The 19,364-nt window shown below is 72.7% G+C and carries 14 protein-coding genes; 11 read left to right on the top strand and 3 right to left on the bottom strand.

What is annotated here, in order from left to right; all coding sequences use genetic code 11:
* Positions 1–12: 12 nt before the first annotated feature.
* Complete coding sequence (locus HUO13_RS33590; RefSeq protein ID WP_211898905.1) at positions 13–825, bottom strand: class I SAM-dependent methyltransferase; 813 nt, start codon at positions 823–825, stop codon at positions 13–15.
* Positions 826–920: 95 nt separating this feature from the next.
* Between HUO13_RS33590 and HUO13_RS33585 the strand changes: the two genes are divergently transcribed.
* On the top strand, positions 921–1,415 hold the full coding sequence (locus tag HUO13_RS33585; protein ID WP_211898904.1) for a GbsR/MarR family transcriptional regulator: 495 nt from the start codon (positions 921–923) through the stop codon (positions 1,413–1,415).
* A gap of 72 nt (positions 1,416–1,487) precedes the next feature.
* Here the strand turns inward: HUO13_RS33585 and HUO13_RS33580 are convergent, their stop codons facing one another.
* Positions 1,488–2,201, bottom strand: a complete 714-nt coding sequence (locus HUO13_RS33580; protein ID WP_211898903.1) for a M23 family metallopeptidase — start codon at positions 2,199–2,201, stop codon at positions 1,488–1,490.
* Positions 2,202–2,923: 722 nt separating this feature from the next.
* Here HUO13_RS33580 and HUO13_RS33575 point away from each other — a divergent pair.
* From HUO13_RS33575 to purH, 7 genes are all read left to right on the top strand, one after another.
* The gene (locus HUO13_RS33575; protein WP_249124271.1) at positions 2,924–4,639 is read left to right on the top strand and encodes a hypothetical protein; all 1,716 of its coding nucleotides are present in this window, start codon (positions 2,924–2,926) and stop codon (positions 4,637–4,639) included.
* Positions 4,640–4,848: 209 nt separating this feature from the next.
* Positions 4,849–6,018, top strand: a complete 1,170-nt coding sequence (gene sucC, locus HUO13_RS33565) for an ADP-forming succinate--CoA ligase subunit beta (RefSeq protein ID WP_211898902.1) — start codon at positions 4,849–4,851, stop codon at positions 6,016–6,018.
* A gap of 3 nt (positions 6,019–6,021) precedes the next feature.
* Positions 6,022–6,906: a succinate--CoA ligase subunit alpha gene (gene sucD / locus HUO13_RS33560; protein WP_211898901.1), complete on the top strand. Its 885-nt coding sequence runs from the start codon at positions 6,022–6,024 to the stop codon at positions 6,904–6,906.
* A gap of 267 nt (positions 6,907–7,173) precedes the next feature.
* A complete protein-coding gene (locus HUO13_RS33555; RefSeq protein ID WP_211898900.1) occupies positions 7,174–8,136 on the top strand; it encodes a DUF5336 domain-containing protein in 963 nt (320 codons plus the stop codon).
* 137 nt (positions 8,137–8,273) lie between these two features.
* The gene (locus HUO13_RS33550) at positions 8,274–9,680 is read left to right on the top strand and encodes a cell division protein PerM (protein ID WP_211898899.1); all 1,407 of its coding nucleotides are present in this window, start codon (positions 8,274–8,276) and stop codon (positions 9,678–9,680) included.
* A 71-nt stretch (positions 9,681–9,751) separates the two neighbouring features.
* Positions 9,752–10,444: a phosphoribosylglycinamide formyltransferase gene (purN, locus tag HUO13_RS33545; protein WP_249124270.1), complete on the top strand. Its 693-nt coding sequence runs from the start codon at positions 9,752–9,754 to the stop codon at positions 10,442–10,444.
* Positions 10,441–12,006, top strand: coding sequence for a bifunctional phosphoribosylaminoimidazolecarboxamide formyltransferase/IMP cyclohydrolase (gene purH, locus HUO13_RS33540; RefSeq protein WP_211898898.1), 1,566 nt, complete (start codon positions 10,441–10,443; stop codon positions 12,004–12,006). The genes purN and purH overlap by 4 nt, the downstream gene beginning before the upstream one ends.
* Before the next feature lie 36 nt (positions 12,007–12,042).
* On the opposite strand, the gene HUO13_RS33535 is transcribed toward purH, so the two are convergent.
* Complete coding sequence (locus tag HUO13_RS33535; protein ID WP_211898897.1) at positions 12,043–12,684, bottom strand: hypothetical protein; 642 nt, start codon at positions 12,682–12,684, stop codon at positions 12,043–12,045.
* Between the two features lie 453 nt (positions 12,685–13,137).
* On the opposite strand from HUO13_RS33535, the gene HUO13_RS33530 reads away from it, so the two are divergent.
* From HUO13_RS33530 to HUO13_RS33520, 3 genes are all read left to right on the top strand, one after another.
* A complete protein-coding gene (locus HUO13_RS33530) occupies positions 13,138–14,085 on the top strand; it encodes a hypothetical protein (protein WP_211898896.1) in 948 nt (315 codons plus the stop codon).
* A 5-nt stretch (positions 14,086–14,090) separates the two neighbouring features.
* Complete coding sequence (locus HUO13_RS33525) at positions 14,091–15,674, top strand: DNA polymerase Y family protein (RefSeq protein WP_211898895.1); 1,584 nt, start codon at positions 14,091–14,093, stop codon at positions 15,672–15,674.
* Positions 15,675–16,112: 438 nt separating this feature from the next.
* Positions 16,113–19,283, top strand: coding sequence for an error-prone DNA polymerase (locus tag HUO13_RS33520; protein ID WP_282975329.1), 3,171 nt, complete (start codon positions 16,113–16,115; stop codon positions 19,281–19,283).
* Positions 19,284–19,364: the final 81 nt, after the last annotated feature.

Genomic DNA, 19,364 nt, shown 5'->3' with positions numbered 1-19,364 from the left:
CGGTCCCGCCCCTCAGTACTCGTAGCGCAGCAGGCGCAGCGCGTTGCTCAGCAGCGGGGTGGTGGTCATGATGCGCGCGGTCAGCCGGTCGCGGGCGGGCATCCGCTCCACCTCGGGCAGCTCCAGCAGCGACTGCTCGACGACGAGCCGCAGGCCCGGCACCTGGCGCTCCAGGTCGTGCGGATCGGCGATGCCCCAGCCGAACGACGCGCCGGTGGCCCGCAGGAAGCCCGAGTACTTCGCCGCCCGGACCGTCCAGGGCAGCACCGCGTCGAACATCATCTCGCCGCCGGGGAACCGGTCGACGATGCGCCGCAGCAGGTTCAGCACGTCGGAGGGCTGGAGGTACATCGTCAGCCCCTCGGCCACGACCAGCGTCGTGCGGTCGGCCGGTACCCGCTCCAGCCAGCCGGTGTCGGTGACCGAGCTGCCGATCAGCTCGTAGCCGTCCGGTGACGGGTACAGGCGCTGCCGGAGCTCGGCCACGTCGGGCTGGTCCACGTCGAACCAGCGCACGCCCGCCGGCAGCGCGAGCCGGAACGCCCGGCCGTCGAGGCCGCAGCCGAGGTGCAGCACCGTGGCGTCGGGGTGGGCCGCGAGGTATCCGCGCACCCAGTCGTCGAGGTGCTTGGCCCGCAGGACCACCGACATGCGGTCGCCGGAGCTCATCTTCAGCCTGCGGAAGTCGTAGCGGACGCGGTCCATCACGTCGGTCGCCGTGGTGTCGCCGAGCACGGGATCGGACCGCGCGGCGTCCAGGCCCTTGGCGTAGAGGGTGCCGAGCAGGGTCTCCTGCGCACCCGTCAGCCGTATCTCTTCGGTCATGGCGCCAAAGGCTACACTAATTTCATGAAACCGTGAAATACGGAAAGCGTATAAAATCCTTGGCGCAGGTGAACGCCGATGACGAGGATGACCGCATGGAGCAGCGACTGCAGCAGACCGGTGACGAGGACGAGGGAGCCGTCCTGCGGTTCGTCGAACGGTTCGCGCTCGACCTGGCCAACGCGGGCGTGCCGCGGATGGCCGCGCGGGTGTTCGTGGGGATCCTGGTCGCCGAGAGCGGCAACCGGACGGCCGCGGAGCTCGCGGACCTGCTCGGCGTCAGCCCGGCGGCGGTCTCGGGAGCGGTCCGCTACCTGGAGCAGGTGCGCCTGGTGGCGCGCGAGCGGGAACCCGGCCAGCGGCGCGACCACTTCGTGGTCCGGGACGACATGTGGTACGAGACGCTGACCAACCGCGACGAGCAGCTCGGTCGCCTGATGCGGACGCTGGAGGAAGGAGTGCGGGCGGTCGGCGAGGAGACCCGCGCCGGGGCCCGGCTCGAGGACACCAGGAGCTTCTTCGAGTTCTTCAGCCGCGAGATCCCGCTGCTGATGCAGAAGTGGCGGGCGCTGCAGGACGAGCGGTCCTGAGGCCGCCGCGGACAGCAGCAGGCCCGGCCGGATCGGGGGACCGGCCGGGCCTGCCGCGCGGGAGTCGGTGGATCAGGCGACGGAGACGCCGCGCTCCGTCAGCCAGGGCAGCGGGTTCACCTTCTTGCCGCTGGCGTTCCACACCTCGAAGTGCAGGTGCGTGCCGGTGGAGAAACCGCGGTTGCCCATCGTGGCGATCTGGTCGCCCGCCTCGACCTTTTCGCCCTCGCTGACCGTGATGGTGTTGACGTGGCCGTAGACGGTGATCGTGCCGTCATCGTGCTGCACGCGAACCCAGAGGCCGAAACCGCTGGCCTGGCCGGCCTCGATGACGATGCCGTCGGAGACCGCGACGATCGGCGTGCCCTTGCTGTTGGCGATGTCGATGCCGTAGTGCGTGGTGCCCCAGCGGCCACCGAAGCCGGAGGTGAACCGGCCGGCGGCGGGAGCGACCACCTTCGGGCGCTTGGCCGCTTCCTCGGCCGCCACCCGGGCGGCCTCGGCCTGGGCCATCGCCTCGGTGACGCGCGAGCTGCGGTTGAGCTTCTCCAGCTCCATGCTCGCGCTGGTGCTCTTGGCGACCGGCAGGACCTCGGGAGCCGGTGCCGAGCCGCCCATCCCGGTGTGGGAGTCGGTCGCGGTGCCGAACGACGCCGAAGCGTCGTTGGCGGTGAACTCGAAGTCGTCGGAGTCGGCGGCGTGGCCTTCGCCTGCGGCCATCGACTGGCCCGCGGCGACGAAGGCGCCTGCGGCGACCGCGGCGACGACGACCCGCCCGCGCAGCACCGACGGGGGTGAGGGGATCCGGTGCGTCCCCCGCGTTCCGGACGCGGCGCCGGGGCGCGCCGGTTCGGCAACGGGGGAATACTGTTCGCCGCCGGGGGAGCGGTGTCGAGCCAATGCCTGCCCTTCCGTCTCGGGGAGCCTGAGCACGCGGGCCGGACGGGGTTCCGGGCCGGTCGGGGAACCGGCGTCGTGATCAGACCGTGACAACGGACCGGAGGACAGTAACCAAGCTGATCCCCTAGGGGCAAATCCCGATCAGTCACCGCGCCTGCACGTTGAGTGTTCGGCGGAAGCTTGCCGGGGGTGGTCACCAACCGTCATCAGGGGCCAGTCGGGTGGATTACGGAGGGGTACTGCCTGGTGCTTCGTGATCGACGAAGACTGTCCCATTGGGAGGACGGGTAACGGCGGATTTCCTCGATCCAGATACCCGCGAGTAGTTACCTGTGACTCATGTCACCCGAAAAAACCAGTTTGACGGCGGCCTAGACTGCTCCATACGGGTGTCCCTGCTAGGGGTGAACCCTCATGCCAGTGACTCGATCACAGGTTCAGACGCGCGTGGGCGCCGGCTTGTTCCCGTCACAACCAGACCTTTGCGGGTGAACTCTGGGGGAACCGGAAGCGACGAGTGATCGACGCAAGCCGCGGCCGCCGAGGCGGACCGCGCGAGTTCGCGGGAGGGCTGCCCTCGGACCGGCGGAGGTTGCTAGCTTCGCCCGGTGACTGCGCGGCCCGACGTCTCATCCGGCGCGAGCTCCACTGGGACTCCGCACCAGCCGAACATCGCGATCGCCGTCTCGGCGGTCGGTGCGCTGCTCGCCGGCGCGGCACCGCTGCTGGGGGCTGTCGCCCCCGCGGCTCCCGCCGCCTTCCTGTCCTGGCCCCTGCTCCTGCTGCTCGCGGCGCTGCCGGCCGTGCTCGCGGTGCTGTTCGGCCGGCGGGACAGGCCCGGTGCGGCCGCCGCCGTCCTGATCGGCCCGGCGGTGCTCGCGCCCGCTCGGATCGTTCTCGACCTGCAGCTCGCCGTCGACGCCGGGCTCGCCGCCCGGCCCGAACTGCTCCTGCCGTTCACGCTCGACCCGCTCGCGCCGGCCACCGGACTCTGGCTCCTGCTGGCCGGTCACGTCGCGGCGGTGGTGGCCGGTGTGCTGGCCTTCCGCGGCCGGGAATCGGGTGACTCGGGTGCCGAGCACGGTCCCCGCAGGCAGGGCCTGCTCGCGCTGGTGCTGTGCGCGTCGGTGGTCGCGGCGGTCGGCGCGCTCATGGCGCCCTTCGGTTCCGACGACCCCTACCTGCTGCCGCGGGCCGCGCTCGACTCGCCGGTCGCGGTGCTGGCGGGCAGCGTCCTGCTGGCGCTGGCGATCCCGAGCGTCGCCGGTTTCGCGGCCAGCTCGCCCGATCCCGACGTCGCGCGCGGCGGCCTGGTCGGCCTTGCCGCCGCGGTCGCCGGAGTGGCGGTCCCGCCGCTGTTCGCCGCCACCGTCGTGCCGACGCTGCACTTCGCAGCCGGGCCGGTGCTGATGCTGCTCGCCGCGCTCGCCGCAGCCGGCTTGGCGGTGCCCGCCGGACGCACCGCCACCACGGCGGAGTCCTCCGAGGTCCGGCTCCCCGCGCTCACCCGGCTGCTGACGACCGCCGGGGTGCTCGCGCTGCTGGCAGGGGCGCTGTGCGTGCTGGGCGCGCTGACCCCGCAGCTGGAAATGCCGTCGTGGCTGAGCGCCCCGCCGCTGTACTCGGCCCGGATGCTCTGGCCCGCCGGAGCCGTGCTGCTCCTGCTCGGTGCGGGCCTGCTGGTGCCCGGCATCGCGCTGCGGGTCCGCCCGGCCCTCGTCGTGGCGTGGGCGGTGCTGCCGCTGACCGCCGCCGCCGTGCTCGACACGGTGTTCACCGCGGTGCAGGGCGCGGGCGCGCACGCCGAGATCGGCGCATGGGCCACCGGAGTCGCGGTGCTGCTCGGCGCGGCATCGGCCGTCGTGGCCGGACTCGCGGGCGGCGTGGAACGCGACGACGTCGACCTCAGCGAGACCACCGCCGACCGCACCGTCCTGGTGCTCAGCGCGTGCGCAGGGCTGCTCGGCGCGCCGGCCTTCGTCCTGCCGGTCGTCACGGCACCGGACTACACCCCGCCGGGGATCTTCACCGACTTCGCCACCACCTCGTGGGGCCTCGTCGCGGGCCTGGGCGCGGTGGCCGGCGCCGCCGTGCTGGCGCACCGCTGCCGTCCCGCCCGCGGCGCCGCGCTGCTGTGCGGGGCCGGCCTGGTGGTGCTCGTCCGGGTCCTCGAGCTACCGCTGACCGCCGCCCGCGCCGACGGGTCGGCGCCCGGCCTCGGGCTGTGGTTCGGGATCGCCGGAGTGCTGGCGTTCGTGTGCGCTGCGTATGCGGCGGCGCGCCGCACGGCAGCAACGCCCGCTGGGACGTTCGGCGCCTCCTGAGGCCCCGGAAGACCCAGTCCCGCTGTTCCGTTCGTCACTGGAATGGCCCCGCGGCGAGTTCGCCCGGTCACAAAAGCCCTGGCCTGTATCCATTCACCAGGCAAGACTGGGCCTTGCGGGTGAGCCAGTTCACCGGATGCGCCGCCCCAAGCGTTACCGCTGGTCGATATCGTCACCCGAGTCCGACACCGACGTCGCAGGAGACTCGCGTGGACCTGTACGAGTACCAGGCGAAGGAAATCTTCGCCTCCCACGGCGTGCCGACGCTGCCCGGCTCCGTGGCTACCGATTCCGATGGGGCCAAGGCAGCCGCCGAACAGCTCGGCGGGCCCGTGGTCGTCAAAGCCCAGGTGAAGACCGGGGGCCGGGGCAAGGCCGGCGGCGTGAAGCTGGCCGAGAACCCCGATGAGGCCAAGACGAAGGCCGAGGCGATCCTCGGCCTGGACATCAAGGGACACATCACCCGCCGGGTGCTGGTCACCACCGCGTCCGACATCGTCGACGAGTACTACTTCTCCTTCCTGCTCGACCGCGCCAACCGCAACTTCCTCGCGATGGCCTCGGTCGAGGGCGGGATGGAGATCGAGGAAGTCGCCGCCACCAAGCCCGAGGCGCTGGCCAAGATCGCGATCGACCCGATCCAGGGCGTCGACGAGGCCAAGGCGCGCGAGATCGTGGACGCGGCGAAGTTCCCGGCCGAGATCGCCGACCAGGTCGTCGACGTGATCGTCAAGCTGTGGGAGACCTTCGTCGCCGAGGACGCCACCCTCGTCGAGATCAACCCGCTGGTCAAGGACCCGCAGGGCAAGGTCATCGCGCTGGACGGCAAGGTCACCCTCGACGAGAACGCCTCGTTCCGCCAGGCCAAGCAGGCCGAGCTGGTCGACAAGGACGCCGAGGACCCGCTGGAGGCCAAGGCCAAGGCCAAGGACCTCAACTACGTCAAGCTCGACGGCGAGGTCGGCATCATCGGCAACGGCGCCGGGCTGGTCATGTCCACCCTCGACGTCGTCGCCTACGCGGGTGAGAAGCACAACGGCGTCAAGCCGGCCAACTTCCTCGACATCGGCGGCGGTGCTTCCGCCGAGGTCATGGCCGCCGGCCTGGACGTCATCCTCGGCGACCCGGACGTCAAGTCCGTGTTCGTCAACGTCTTCGGCGGGATCACCGCCTGCGACGCGGTCGCCAACGGCATCGTGCAGGCGCTGAAGATCCTCGGCGACGAGGCCACCAAGCCGCTGGTCGTCCGTCTCGACGGCAACAACGTCGAAGAGGGCCGCCGCATCCTCGCCGAGGCGAACCACCCCGTCGTGACGATCCTTGACACGATGGACGGCGCGGCCGACAAGGCCGCCGAACTTGCTGCTGCGGGGGCGTGACCGATGGCTATCTTCCTCAACGAGAACAGCAAGGTCATCGTCCAGGGCATCACCGGTTCCGAGGGCACCAAGCACACCGCGCGCATGCTGCGCTCCGGCACCAACATCGTCGGCGGTGTCAACGCCCGCAAGGCCGGCCAGGTCGTCGAGATCGAGGGCAAGCAGCTCACGGTCTTCGGCACCGTGCAGGAGGCGATGAAGGAGACCGGCGCCGACGTGTCGGTGCTGTTCGTGCCGCCGAAGTTCGCCAAGGACGCCGTGATCGAGGCCATCGACGCCGAGATCCCGCTGGCGGTCGTGATCACCGAGGGCATCCCGGTGCACGACTCGGCCTACTTCTGGGCGCACGCCAACGCCACCGGCAACAAGACCCGCATCGTCGGGCCGAACTGCCCCGGTGTCATCTCGCCCGGCAAGTCCAACGCCGGCATCATCCCGGCCGACATCACCGGCCCGGGCAAGATCGGCCTGGTGTCCAAGTCGGGCACGCTGACCTACCAGATGATGTACGAGCTGCGCGACATCGGGTTCTCGACCTGCGTCGGCATCGGCGGCGACCCGATCATCGGCACCACCCACATCGACGCGCTCCAGGCGTTCCAGGACGACCCGGAGACCGAGGCGATCGTGATGATCGGCGAGATCGGTGGCGACGCCGAAGAGCGGGCCGCCGACTACATCAAGGCCAACATCACCAAGCCGGTGGTGGGCTACGTCGCCGGTTTCACCGCGCCGGAGGGCAAGACCATGGGCCACGCGGGCGCCATCGTCTCCGGTTCGTCGGGCACCGCCGCGGCGAAGAAGGAGGCCCTGGAGGCCGCCGGCGTCAAGGTCGGCAAGACCCCCAGCGAGACCGCGAAGCTGATGCGCGAGGTCATCGGGGGCTGAACGCTCCCGCCGAGCTCGTCCGCCGGGGCCGGGCGCCGATCGCGGCGCCCGGCCCCCGCTTTTGTTTGAGGCCCTTGGGCTCCGCTTTCGCCTGTGCCCCCGCGGACGTTCCGCGCCCGATCGGACCACCGCCTTGCTGCGGACGCTCCCTCCGTCGTCGCCCAGGAGTGAGATGAATCGTCCCCGGCCCCTGCCTCGCGCCGGTGTTCGATAGCGTCGAGGCAGTCGGGGTCTCGTCTTCGTCTCCCGCTCCAGGAGGATCCCCCAATGTCCGTGCCGTTCGGATCGCCACCGCCCGCCCCGCAGCGGGAGGCGTCGTCGGGCCCAGACCTGAGCCGCATCCTCACCCTGGTGGTGGCCGGTGCCGGCGCCATCGCATACGTCCTCGGCTTCTTCGACGCCGCGGCCGGCGCCGAGATCTCCGGCAACACCGGGTTCGCGCTGCTCGCGGCGGCCGTTCTCGGTGCGCTGCGCCTGCTCCCGAAGGCCCCCAACACCATGTACGCCGCGGCCCCGCTGTCGGCCTACGCCGCGCTCGCGCTGCTGCAGGGCGTGATCGGCGGCCTCGCCGGCGGGATCGTCGTGGTCGTGCTGCTGGTGGCGCTGGTCCAGTTCGGCGCGGTGGCCTACCTGCTGCTGGTGGAGAACGAGGTCGTCGCGCCGCCGAAGCAGCTGAAGTCGCAGCCTTCGAAGCCCGGCGAGTCCCAGTCCCCGCACCCGCCGCAGCGGCAGCACGGCCAGCCCCACCCGGGCAAGCCGCAGCCGGGCCAGCCGCAGTCCGGCTCGTTCCCCCAGCCCCCGCAGTGGGGCGCCCCGGCCGGTGGCCAGCCGCAGCAGCCGGGCGGTGCACAGCCGCCGCAGCCGGCGGGTGGCCCTCCGCCGTGGAACCCCGGTGGTCAGCCGCCCCAGCCCGGTAGCTGGACCCCCGCCGCAGGTGGTGCGCCGCTGCCCGGCAGCGGCGGTCCCGCGTCGAGCGGTACCGGGCCCCAGCCGCGCGTGCAGCCCGGCGGCCCCGGTCCGCAGTCGGGCCCGCCGTCCGGAAACACCGGCCCCCAGCCGAGCGTCGGCGGAAGCCAGCCGGGCGGGAACCAGCCCAGCGGCAACCAGGCCGGCGGCAACCAGCCGGGCGGGAATCCCCAGAGCGGCGATGCGCCGGGCAACAGCGGTACCTCGCAGCCCGGCGGCACGCAGGGCACGCGGCAGATGCCGCACCCGGGCTTCGGCGAGTAGTCCCGATCCGCAGGTGGAGGGCGCCGCTCACGACGTGGGCGGCGCCCTTCGCGCTTCCGCCCGCGGCATAGCCCGATGGGCGGAGGCGGCGGCGTGTTGAACCCGTTCGGGCTAACGGCGGTGCGACATTCGGGCCCGTGTCAGTGCTCGACTCGATCCCCCACGGCATCGCCGACGGCGAGTCCGACCGGCGCCTGGGCGTCCGGTGGCGGCTGCTCGGCACCGCCGTCGCGGGCGTCGTCCTGACCGGGTACCTCGGCACGGCGGGGCTCCTCGCGCTGGTCGTGGCGACCGCCGAAGGCGCCACCGCGCCTGCCGCCACCGCCTTCGCCGCCGCCCTGCCGGGTTGGCTGGCCGCCCACCAGGTCCCGCTGTCGATCTCCGGCGCGCCGCTCAGCGTTTTCCCGCTGCTGCCGACGTCGTTGCTGGTCCTGCTGAGTGCGGCGGCGTCGGCCCGGGTCGCCCGGCGTTCCCGGCTGCGGCGACCGGGCCAGGCGGCGTGCGTGATCGCGACGATGGGCCTCGCCCACGCCGCGGTGGGCACCGGCATCGCGCTGACCATCAGCGACACCGTCGGCGTGTCCCCTGTGGACGCATTCGTGCGCTGCGGCCTCACCGCGGCGGTCGGCTCGACGGCCGGTGTGGCCAACCGCTGCGGCCTGGCCTACCTGTTGTGGGAGCGGATGGAGGACGAGGTCTGGTCCGGGTTGCGGGCGGGTCTGCTGGCGCTCGCGGCGGTGATCGGCACCGGCACTCTGATCTCGCTCGTCGCGGTCTGCCTGTCGGTCGAGGAGATCAACGGCGGGCTGGCGGCCACCGGACCCGCGGGCGAGGCGTTCGGCAGCATGCTGCTGTCGGTCCTGTACCTGCCCAACGCGGTGGTCGCGGGCTGGTCCTTCGCGGCGGGGAGCGGTCTGGCCATCGGTGATTACGCGCTCACCCCGCTGCACTTCGCCCCCGGCAGGCTTCCCGGGCTCCCGCTCGCCGCGGCCCTGCCTGCGGACGCTCCAGGGGCCTGGTGGACGTTGGCCCTGCTCCTGCCGCCGGCGACCGGCTTCGTCGTCGGCGTGAGCTGTCGGCGCATGCATCCCAAGCGCACGCGCGGCCTCGTCGCGGCCGCGGTGGCCGCGGTGGTGGCGGGCACCGGAGCGGGCGTGCTCGCGGCCCTCTCCGGCGGTCGCCTGGGGACGGCGTTCGACCCGGTGACCCTGCGGCCGGTCCTGCTGGCCGCCGCCACGTCGCTCTGGGTCGCCGTTCCCGCGGGTCTGGTCGTGTGGTTCACCGGCATCCGCGAGTGCGCCGAGCCGCCCGTGACCCGCGACGACCTGGAAGGAACCGACGACGAGCAGGCCGACGCCGACGAGCCCGGGGACGAGGTCGAGCCGGACTGCGACCTGGATTGCGACCCCGAAAGGCAACCTGACGGCGATCCCGGCGGCGAAGAAGTCCCCGGTGAAGCCGCCTCCGCGGACGGCGCCGCGGAACAGCCGTCCCCCGACGACGACCCCGACGACGAGGCCGCGCCGGACGACCCTTCGCGGTGAGGGATGCGCCACTCGGCCCGGGGCCTGACGATGTCAGCGGAACCGCCGACGCATATGGTCTGTGCGAGATCGTGCCCAGGCATGTCAGGAGCGAGAAGCTGAACCCGAGCACCGCTGAACCCCCCGAGCAGCCGGAACCGCTCCGGATCCGCACCGCAGGTCCGGCCCGGGTCGTCGTCCTGGTCTCCGGTTCCGGCACCCTGCTGCAGTCCCTGCTCGACGCCACCGCCGATCCCGCCTACCCCGTGCGCGTCGTGGCCGTCGGGGCGGACCGGCCGGGCATCGAAGGTCTCGCCCGCGCCGAGCGCGCCGGGATCCCGACCTTCGTGCGGCGCGTCAAGGACCACGCGAGCCGGGCCGACTGGGACCGCGCGCTGGCCGAGGCGTGCGCCGAGCACGAGCCGGACCTGGTGGTCTCGGCTGGTTTCATGAAGCTGGTCGGTGAGGTGTTCCTCGACCGGTTCGCAGGCCGCTACCTCAACAGCCACCCGGCGCTGCTGCCGTCGTTCCCCGGCATGCACGGCGTCCGGGACGCCCTGGAACACGGCGTCAAGGTCACCGGCTGCACGCTTTTCGTCGTCGACGCCGGGGTGGACACCGGGCCGATCCTGGCGCAGGAGGCGGTGGAGGTCCGCCCGGACGACGACGAGGCGAGCCTGCACGAACGGATCAAGGAGGTCGAGCGGCGGCTGCTGGTCGACACCTTGGCACAGCTTGCATCGCACGGTTGGACCGTGCAGGGACGGAAGGTGAGTATCCCGTGACCGCGAACTCCCAGGAGCGGCGGCCGGTCCGGCGCGCGCTGATCGGCGTGTCGGACAAGTCCGGCCTGCTCGAACTGGCCACCGGACTGCATGCGGCCGGGGTGGAGATCGTCTCCACCGGCGGCACCGCGAAGACGATCGCCGCGGCCGGGGTGCCGGTCACGCCGGTCGAGGAGCTGACCGGCTTCCCGGAGGCGCTGGACGGCCGGGTCAAGACCCTGCACCCGCGGGTGCACGCCGGGCTGCTCGCCGACCTGCGCAAGCAGGAGCACGCCGAGCAGCTCGCCGACCTGGACATCGCCTCGTTCGACCTGCTCGTGGTGAACCTGTACCCGTTCGTGCAGACGGTCGCCTCCGGCGCGGGCCAGGACGAGGTCATCGAGCAGATCGACATCGGCGGCCCGGCGATGGTGCGGGCGTCGGCGAAGAACCACGCCAACGTCGCGGTCGTGGTCGACCCCAACCGCTACGAGTGGGTCCTGGAGCAGGTCCGCGCGGGCGGATTCAGCCTCGCCGACCGCGTCGAGCTGGCCGCCGCGGCCTTCCGGCACACCGCGTCCTACGACGTCGCGGTCGCGAGCTGGATGAGCCGCACCCCGGCGGGCGACGACTCGGTGTTCCCGGGCTGGATCGGCGAGACCTGGGAGCGCCGTTCGGCGCTGCGCTACGGGGAGAACCCGCACCAGCCGGCCGCGCTGTACGTCTCCGGTGGCGAGGCGACCGGCCTGGCCGCCGCCGCGCAGCTGCACGGCAAGGAGATGTCCTACAACAACTACGTCGACGCGGACGCGGCGTGGCGGGCCGCGCACGACCACGCCGATCCCTGCGTCGCGATCATCAAGCACGCCAACCCGTGCGGCATCGCGGTCGCGGGCGACATCGCCGACGCCCACCGCAAGGCCCACGAGTGCGACCCGGTCAGCGCCTACGGCGGCGTGATCGCCACCAACCGCGAGGTGTCGGTCGAGCTCGCCGAGCAGATCTCGGAGATCTTCACCGAGGTCGTGGTGGCCCCCGGCTACGCGGAGGGCGCCGTCGACGTGCTCTCGCGCAAGAAGAACGTCCGCATCCTCACCGCGCAGCCGCCGAAGTCCGGCCGGGTGGAGATGCGCGCGATCTCGGGCGGCATGCTCGTGCAGGGCTCGGACGCGGTCGACGCCGAGGGCGACGACCCGGCCGCTTGGCGGCTGGTCGCAGGCTCCGCGGTCGACGAGGCGACGCTGGCGGACCTGAAGTTCGCGTGGCGCGCATGCCGCGCGGTGAAGTCCAACGCGATCCTGCTCGCGGCCGACGGCGCGACCGTCGGCGTCGGCATGGGGCAGGTCAACCGGGTCGACTCGGCTCGGCTGTCGGTCGCCCGCGCCGGCGACCGGGCGAAGGGCTCGGTGGCCGCCTCCGACGCGTTCTTCCCGTTCCCGGACGGCGCCGAGGTGCTGATGGAGGCCGGGGTCCGCGCGATCGTGCAGCCGGGCGGCTCGGTCCGCGACGAGTCGGTCATCGCCGCGGCCGAGGCCGCGGGTGTGGCCATGTACTTCACCGGTACGCGGCACTTCGCGCACTGACGCGGTGGGGTGGGCGGGGACGGCCCCGCCCACCTCTCACACCCGCGGTGCGACCTCTCGGGCCACCGCCTTCACGGCCGCCTCGGACTCGGCCTCCGGGATGGGGCCGTTGCTGAACAGGCCCTTGTCCGATCCGTGGTAGCTGATCGTGACGACGGTGTATCCCTTGCGGATGACCAGTTCCGCGCCGCTCCAGCCCTCGGTGGTGACGGCCACGAACGCCTCGTCGCCGAACCCCTCGACGTCGGTCACCCGCGACGGGGTGGAGCCTGACGTGGCGGACTCCTTGGCGTACTCGTAGTCCATCCGGGCCTCGTCCACCGAGTCCTCGTCGGGCTGCGGCTTGGTGTTGATGCTGACGCTCAGCGACCGCGGGTTGTTCCCGTCCTTGCCCAGCGTCTGCTCCCAGTTGCAGTTGTAGGAGCCGGTCTCGGGGTCCTCGTAGCTGGTGGAGTCGGGGTTGGTGGTGCGCAGCCGCTGCAACGTCGGCGCGCCGACCAGGTCGCAGGCCGCGGGCAGGGCCGCGTTGGACGGCGGGTCGCCCACCGGCTCGGAGTACTCGCCGTACAGGTAGTAGAAGATCACTCCGCCGATCACCAGGACCGGGGTGAACAGCACCGCCAGGATGATCGAGACGATGCAGCCTGCCCTGCTCTTCTTCTTCGGCGGCTGCGGCATCCCCGGCCCCCACGGCTGTTGCGGGGGGTGGGGCGGCTGGGGAGCGCCCCAGTACTGCGGCTGTTGTGCCGGGGGGTGTTGCGGGTGGGGTTGTTGCGGTTGCACGGGAGCAGCCTAGGCGTGCTCGATCACGCCTTCGCGTCCATCCTGGACACGGTCCGAGCTGCGACTCCTCTCCGTAGGCGTCACCCGACTCAGCGAAGTTCGAACTCGTGTTCGTCAAATGCTTGACGGGGGCGGCCCGCTCGCGGTTTACTTGTCTTGTTCGAACTGAAGTTCGAAGATCCGGATAACTACGAAGTGGCTGGCGTCGGGGGTCGGCTGCTTCACCGGGTGGTGCTGCGTTCGCGGGGTGCAGGCGCGGCGCCGTCCGGACGCTGTCTTCCCCACAGCGACCAGTGGACGTCCGAGCCGGGGCCGGGACGTCCGAGGAGCCGAGTGAGGGAGGCGGCGATGTCCGTGGCGTCGTTGACGGCGCTGGACGGGGTCACCACGGCGGACGGGGTGTCCGTGGCGACCCCGGCCGTCGATGGCGGGGGCGGTCCTGTTGCGGGACGGGTGCTGCCCACGCGGGCGGAACTCGCCGCCGTGCTGCCATGGCCGGGACTCCGGCGTGGCAGCACGGTGGCGGTCCACGGATCGGTGTCGCTGCTGTTCGCGTTGCTGGCCGAGGCCACGGAGCAGGGCTCCTGGGCCGCGGTGGTCGGCCTGCCGGGGCTCGGGCTGGTCGCGGCCGCCGAGGCCGGCGTGGAGATCGCGCGGCTCGCGCTGGTCCCGCAGCCCGGAGACGACCCGGTGGGCGTGATCGCGGCCCTGCTGGACGGCGTCGATCTCGTGGTGGTGGGCGGACCGCACCGGCTGCTCGAGCCGGACGCGCGCAGGCTGTCGACCCGGGCGCGCAACCGCGGTGCGGTGCTCGTGCCGTTCGGCGAATGGCCGGGGGCCGAGGTGCGGCTGCAGTGCGTGCGGGGCCGCTGGCTCGGTCTCGGCAACGGCCACGGCCACCTGCGGGAACGCGAGGTCACGGTCCAGTCGAGCGGACGCGGCGCGGCGTCGAGGCCGCGTTCGTGCCGCCTGCTGCTGCCCGGCGAGGGCGGCGCGCTCGCCGCGGCGCGGCCGGAAGGCGAGCGCTCCGCGATAAGAGCGCTGCATCCGGAACCGGTTCCCGAGCAGTCCGAGGAGTGCTCCGACGCCCCAGCGGGAAGCCCCGATGCCTTTGCGGCACCGTCCGAACCTTCCGGTGCGCGACCGGACACCCACGATGTGCGGACACCGCACCGCCAGCCCTCCACCAGGCCGTTGCCGTCGGGGCCGGCCAACGCCCACCCCGGAGGCCGCCCGCACTCCGAATCCCGTGACGACCGCTCCGCCGTGCGTCCGCTACGACCGGTGGCGGGGTGAGCGCGATGCCACCGCCCCGTCGTCTCGTCGTCTGGTGCCCGGACTGGCCGGTGGTCGCGGCGGCGTTGGCGGCCGGGCTCGATCCGGTGGCGCCTGCCGCGGTCTTCGTCGCGAACCGGGTGCTGGCCTGCTCGCAGGCCGCGCGCGACAACGGGGTGCGCCGCGGGATGCGCCGCCGCGAGGCGCAGGGCCGCTGCCCGGACCTGGCCGTCTGCGAACACGATCCGGCGCGGGACGCGCGGCTGTTCGAGCCGGTGGTGGCGGCGGTGGAGTCGCTCGCGCCTGGTGTGGAGGTCGTGCGCCCGGGGCTGGTGGCCGTCCCGGCGAAGGGGCCCGCAGGCTACTTCGGGTCCGATGTGGACGCCGCGGAGCGCATCGTGGACGAGGTGGCGGCGCGGGCCGACGCCGAGTGCCAGGTCGGCGTGGCCGACGGCCTGTTCGCCGCGATCTTGGCCGCCCGCAGGGGCGTGGTCGTCGAACCGGGCGGTGTCCCCGGCTTCCTCGCCCCGATGCGCGTCGACGAGATCGACTACCCCGGCGCGGACCGCGGCGAACTGGTGGATCTGCTGCGGCGGCTGGGAATCCGGACGCTCGGCGACTTCGCCGCCCTGCCCGCGTCCGACGTGGCGACCCGGTTCGGGCGGGACGCCCTGGTGGCGCACCGCGCCGCGAGCGGGCGGGAGGAGCGGCCGCCGGAACGCAGGGCGCTGCCGCCGGACCTGGTGGTGTCGGAGAACCTGGATCCCCCGGTGGAGCGGGTGGACGCCGCCGCGTTCGTGGCGAAGGCGCTGGCCGAGCGGCTGCACGTCAGGCTCGGCGAGCTGGGGCTGGCCTGCACCCGGCTGGGGATCTCGGCGCGGACCGAGCACGGCGAGGAGCTGCACCGGATGTGGCGCTGCGCCGAGCCCCTGACGCCGTCGGGCACCGCCGACCGGGTGCGCTGGCAGCTCGACGGCTGGCTCAGCGGGCGGCGGGGCGCCCAGCGGCCGACCGCCGGGGTGGAGCTGCTCTCGCTGCACCCCGACGAGGTGGTCGGCGCGGGAGCGCTGCAGCTCGACCTGGTCAACTCCGCGACCGGCGAGGCGGACGCCCGCGCGGGGCGCGCCTTCGTGCGGGTGCAGGGGATGCTCGGGCCGGACGCGGTGCTGGTCGGAGTGCTCGGTGGCGGACGTGACCTGCGGGACCGGGTCCGTCTGGTGCCGTGGGGCGACGAACGCGCGCCGGCGCTGGACCCCGAGCGGCCGTGGCCGGGCCGCATCCCGGCCCCCTCGCCCGCGGTGCTCCCGGACTCGCCTTGGCCCGTCGCGGTTCTCGACGCGGACGAGCAGCCGGTGCGGATCACCGACCGGAATCGGCTCACGGCGGCGCCCGTGCGGGTGGTGGTGTCCGGCGGCCGGTCGCGTGCGGTCCGCGGCTGGGCCGGCCCGTGGCCGGTCGAGGAGCGGTGGTGGTCGGAGTCGGCGTCCCTGGCTCCGCGCCTGGTGACGCGCATGCAGGTCGTGCTGGAGGCGGAGGACGACGTCGGCGAGGCCGCCCTGCTGCTGGTGCACGAGGACGGCCGCTGGTGGGTGCAGGGCGCCTATCGATGACCGCGGGAACGCCTGGCGAACACTCGTTCGAGTGGATGCGGGCGGATTTGGTGGCATCGCTGTTTCGAACGGGAGTTCACTGGGTTCATGAGCTGGTTCAACCCCCCGCAGACCTGGTCCGAACTGGAAAAAGCGCTCTCCGGCCGCCCAGGGCCCCGCGACGAGCCGTACCCCGGCGACGGCGGTGACAGTCCGGCGTGGACCAGGAAACGAGCGGCGTACGAAGTCCCCGAGGATCCGCCGACACCGCCGTCCGCCGACCCCCCGGCACCCGCGTCTGAGCCGGAGTCCCCGGAAACGTCCGCTTCTGTGCCGGAGTCAGGAGAAACACCCGCATACGCGGAAGCGCCCGCGTCCCAGTCGGCCCCCGCTTCCGCGTCATCACGCCTGTCCCCGGCCGCTGAGCCGCCGGGGACCACATCACCGGGGCTCCGGGCCGTGCCGTCCGGTTCCGCCTCGGGGCGCCCGCCCTCCCGATCGGTCGCCGTCCCCTACGCGGAGCTGCACGCGCACTCGAACTTCAGCTTCCTCGACGGGGCCAGCCACCCGGAGGAGCTGGTCGCGGAGTCGGCACGCCTCGGCCTGGAGGCCGTCGCCCTGACCGACCACGACGGCATGTACGGCGTGGTGCGGTTCGCCGAGGCCGCCGCCGAGCACGGGGTCCGGACGGTCTTCGGCGCGGAGCTGAGCCTGGGGCTCACCGCCGCGCAGACCGGCGTCCCGGACCCCGAGGGCAACCACCTGCTGGTCCTGGCCCGTGATCCCGGCGGGTACGCGCGGCTGTGCCGGGAGATCAGCTCGGCCCAGCTCGCCGGTCAGGAGAAGGGCAGGCCCACCTACCGGTTGGAGCAACTGGCCGAGGCGGCCGAGGACCACTGGCTGGTGCTGACCGGATGCCGCAAGGGCGCGGTGCGCTCCGCGCTGGCCGAGGGCGGTCCGGCGGCCGCCGCCGCGGAGCTCGACCGGCTGGTGGCGCTGTTCGGCGGGGAGAACGTCGCGGTGGAGCTCACCGACCAGGGCCTGCCCACCGACTCCGAACGCAACGACGTGCTGTTCGCCCTGGCCCACGACGCCGGTCTGCCCGCGGTGGCCACCAACGGCGCGCACTTCGCAGGCCCCTGGAACGGCCGGATGGCGAGCGTGGTCGCCGCCATCCGGGCGCGGCGGAGCCTGGACGAGATGGACGGCTGGCTGCCCGCCTGGGCGGGCAGCCACCTGCGTTCGGGCGCGGAGATGGCCGAGCGCTTCGCGCGCTATCCCGGTGCGGTCGAGGCGGCGGCCCGGCTGGGCCGGGAGTGCGCGTTCGACCTGCGGCTGGTGGCGCCGCGGCTACCGCCGTTCGACGTCCCCGAGGGGCGCACCGAGGCCGAGTGGCTGCGCGAGCTGACCTACCGGGGTGCGCTGCAGCGCTACGGGCTCCCGCAGGACAACCCGGCGGCCTACGCGCAGATCGAGCACGAGCTGGCGGTGATCGAGAAGCTCGACTTCCCCGGGTACTTCCTGGTGGTGCACGACATCGTGTCGTTCTGCTGCGAGACGGGAATCCTGTGCCAGGGCCGGGGGTCGGCGGCGAACTCCGCGGTGTGCTTCGCGCTGCGCATCACAAACGCCGACCCGGTGCGCTACGACCTGCTCTTCGAGCGGTTCCTCGCCCCCGAGCGCGACGGTCCCCCGGACATCGACCTGGACATCGAGTCCGACCGCAGGGAAGAGGCGATCCAGTACGTCTACCGCAAGTACGGCCGCACGCACGCCGCGCAGGTGGCCAACGTGATCAGCTACCGGCCGAAGTCGGCGGTGCGGGACGTCGCCAGGGCGCTGGGGTACTCGCCGGGGCAGCAGGACGCCTGGAGCAAGCAGATCGAGCACTGGGGACCACTGCCGGACGACAGCGAGTTTCCCGGCCAGGTCCGGGAGCTGGCCGGGGAGCTCATGGGCTACCCGAGACACCTCGGCATCCACTCCGGCGGCATGGTGATCTGCCACCAGCCGGTGAGCGAGGTGTGCCCGGTGGAGTGGGCGCGGATGCCCGGCCGCACGGTGCTGCAGTGGGACAAGGACGACTGCGCGTCGGTCGGTCTGGTCAAGTTCGACCTGCTGGGGCTGGGGATGCTCTCGGCGCTGCACTACGCGATCGACCTGGCCCGCGAGCACCACGGCATCGAGGTCGACCTCGGCGAGCTGGACCTCGACGACGACGAGGTGTACGCGATGCTGCGGCGGGCCGACGCCGTCGGGGTCTTCCAGGTGGAGAGCCGGGCCCAGCTGGCGACCCTGCCCAGGCTGAAGCCGCGCAAGTTCTACGACCTGGTGGTGGAGGTGGCGCTGATCCGGCCGGGCCCGATCCAGGGCGGGTCGGTGCACCCCTACATCCGCCGCCGCAACGGGGAGGAGGACTGGGACTACGAGCACCCGCTGATGGCGGCCGCGCTGGAGAAGACCCTCGGCGTGCCGCTGTTCCAGGAGCAGCTCATGCAGCTCGCGGTGGACATCGCGGGTTTCTCGGCGGGCGAGGCCGACGAGCTGCGCCGGGCGATGGGCTCGAAGCGCTCCGAGGAGCGCATGGCCCGGCTGCGGGGCAGGTTGTTCGAGGGGATGGCCGTCAACGGCATCACCGGTGAGCTCGCCGAGCGCATCTACCAGCAGCTGCTGGCCTTCGCGAACTTCGGGTTCCCGGAGAGCCATGCGCTCAGCTTCGCGGTGCTGGTGTTCGCCAGTTCCTGGTTCAAGCGCTACTACCCGGCGGTGTTCTGCGCGGCGCTGCTCAAGGCCCAGCCGATGGGCTTCTACTCGCCGCAGTCGCTGGTGGCCGACGCGCGCAGGCACGGGGTCCGGGTGCACGGGCCCGACGTCAACGCCAGCCGGGAGCAGGCGGACCTGGAACCCGACCCGGAGAGCGAGGGCGGGCGCGCCGTGCGGCTGGGACTGGCCTCGGTCCGCACGCTCGGCGACAGCGTGGCCGAGCAGCTCGTGACCGAGCGCAACGAGAACGGCCCGTACACCGGCATGGCGGACCTGAGCAGGCGGATGTCGTTGAACGCCGCGCAGATGGAGGCGCTTGCCACCGCGGGTGCTTTCGGGTGCTTCGGGCTGTCGCGTCGCGAGGCGTTGTGGAACGCCGCCGCGGCTGCCGGGGACCGTCCGGACCGGCTGCCGGGCACCACGGTCTCGGCGGACGCCCCACCGCTACCTGGAATGGACGGGGTCGAGCTGGCCGCCGCGGACGTATGGGCCACGGGGATCTCCCCGGACAGCTACCCGTTGCAGTTCCTCCGCTCCCGGCTGGCGAAGATGGGGGCGCTCTCGGCGGCGGATCTGTCCGAAGTGGACAACGGGGCGCGCGTCCTGGTCGGCGGAGCGGTCACGCACCGGCAACGCCCGGCCACCGCAGGTGGCGTCACGTTCCTCAACCTGGAGGACGAGACCGGGATGATCAACGTGGTGTGCACGCCGGGCCTGTGGGCGCGATACCGCAAGATCGCCCGCACCAGCGCAGCACTGCTGGTACGCGGAACCATCGAATGCGCGGAGGGGGTGGTCAACCTGCGCGCCGACCGCCTCCAGCACCTCGACATGCGCGTGCCGTCGACATCCAGGGACTTCCACTGACCCGGACCCTCGGTTGGCGCCTGGACCTGCTCCCCGCGGCTGTGGGCTCGCCGGGCTCCCCCTGCGGCGTTGGCAACAGGA

This window comes from Saccharopolyspora erythraea (assembly GCF_018141105.1).
Classification (GTDB): Bacteria; Actinomycetota; Actinomycetes; order Mycobacteriales; family Pseudonocardiaceae; genus Saccharopolyspora_D; species Saccharopolyspora_D erythraea_A.
The sequence above is the reverse complement of the archived record's forward strand: the minus strand, read 5'-3'. Positions and strand labels throughout refer to the sequence as shown.

Excerpts from the sequence above, each read along its gene's own strand:
- HUO13_RS33590 (WP_211898905.1), bottom strand. The coding sequence starts at position 825 with ATGACCGAAGAGATACGGCTGACGGGTGCGCAGGAGACCCTGCTCGGC.
- HUO13_RS33585 (WP_211898904.1), top strand. The coding sequence starts at position 921 with ATGGAGCAGCGACTGCAGCAGACCGGTGACGAGGACGAGGGAGCCGTC.
- sucD (WP_211898901.1), top strand. The coding sequence starts at position 6,022 with ATGGCTATCTTCCTCAACGAGAACAGCAAGGTCATCGTCCAGGGCATC.
- HUO13_RS33555 (WP_211898900.1), top strand. The coding sequence starts at position 7,174 with ATGTCCGTGCCGTTCGGATCGCCACCGCCCGCCCCGCAGCGGGAGGCG.
- HUO13_RS33535 (WP_211898897.1), bottom strand. The coding sequence starts at position 12,684 with ATGCCGCAGCCGCCGAAGAAGAAGAGCAGGGCAGGCTGCATCGTCTCG.
- HUO13_RS33530 (WP_211898896.1), top strand. The coding sequence starts at position 13,138 with ATGTCCGTGGCGTCGTTGACGGCGCTGGACGGGGTCACCACGGCGGAC.
- HUO13_RS33525 (WP_211898895.1), top strand. The coding sequence starts at position 14,091 with ATGCCACCGCCCCGTCGTCTCGTCGTCTGGTGCCCGGACTGGCCGGTG.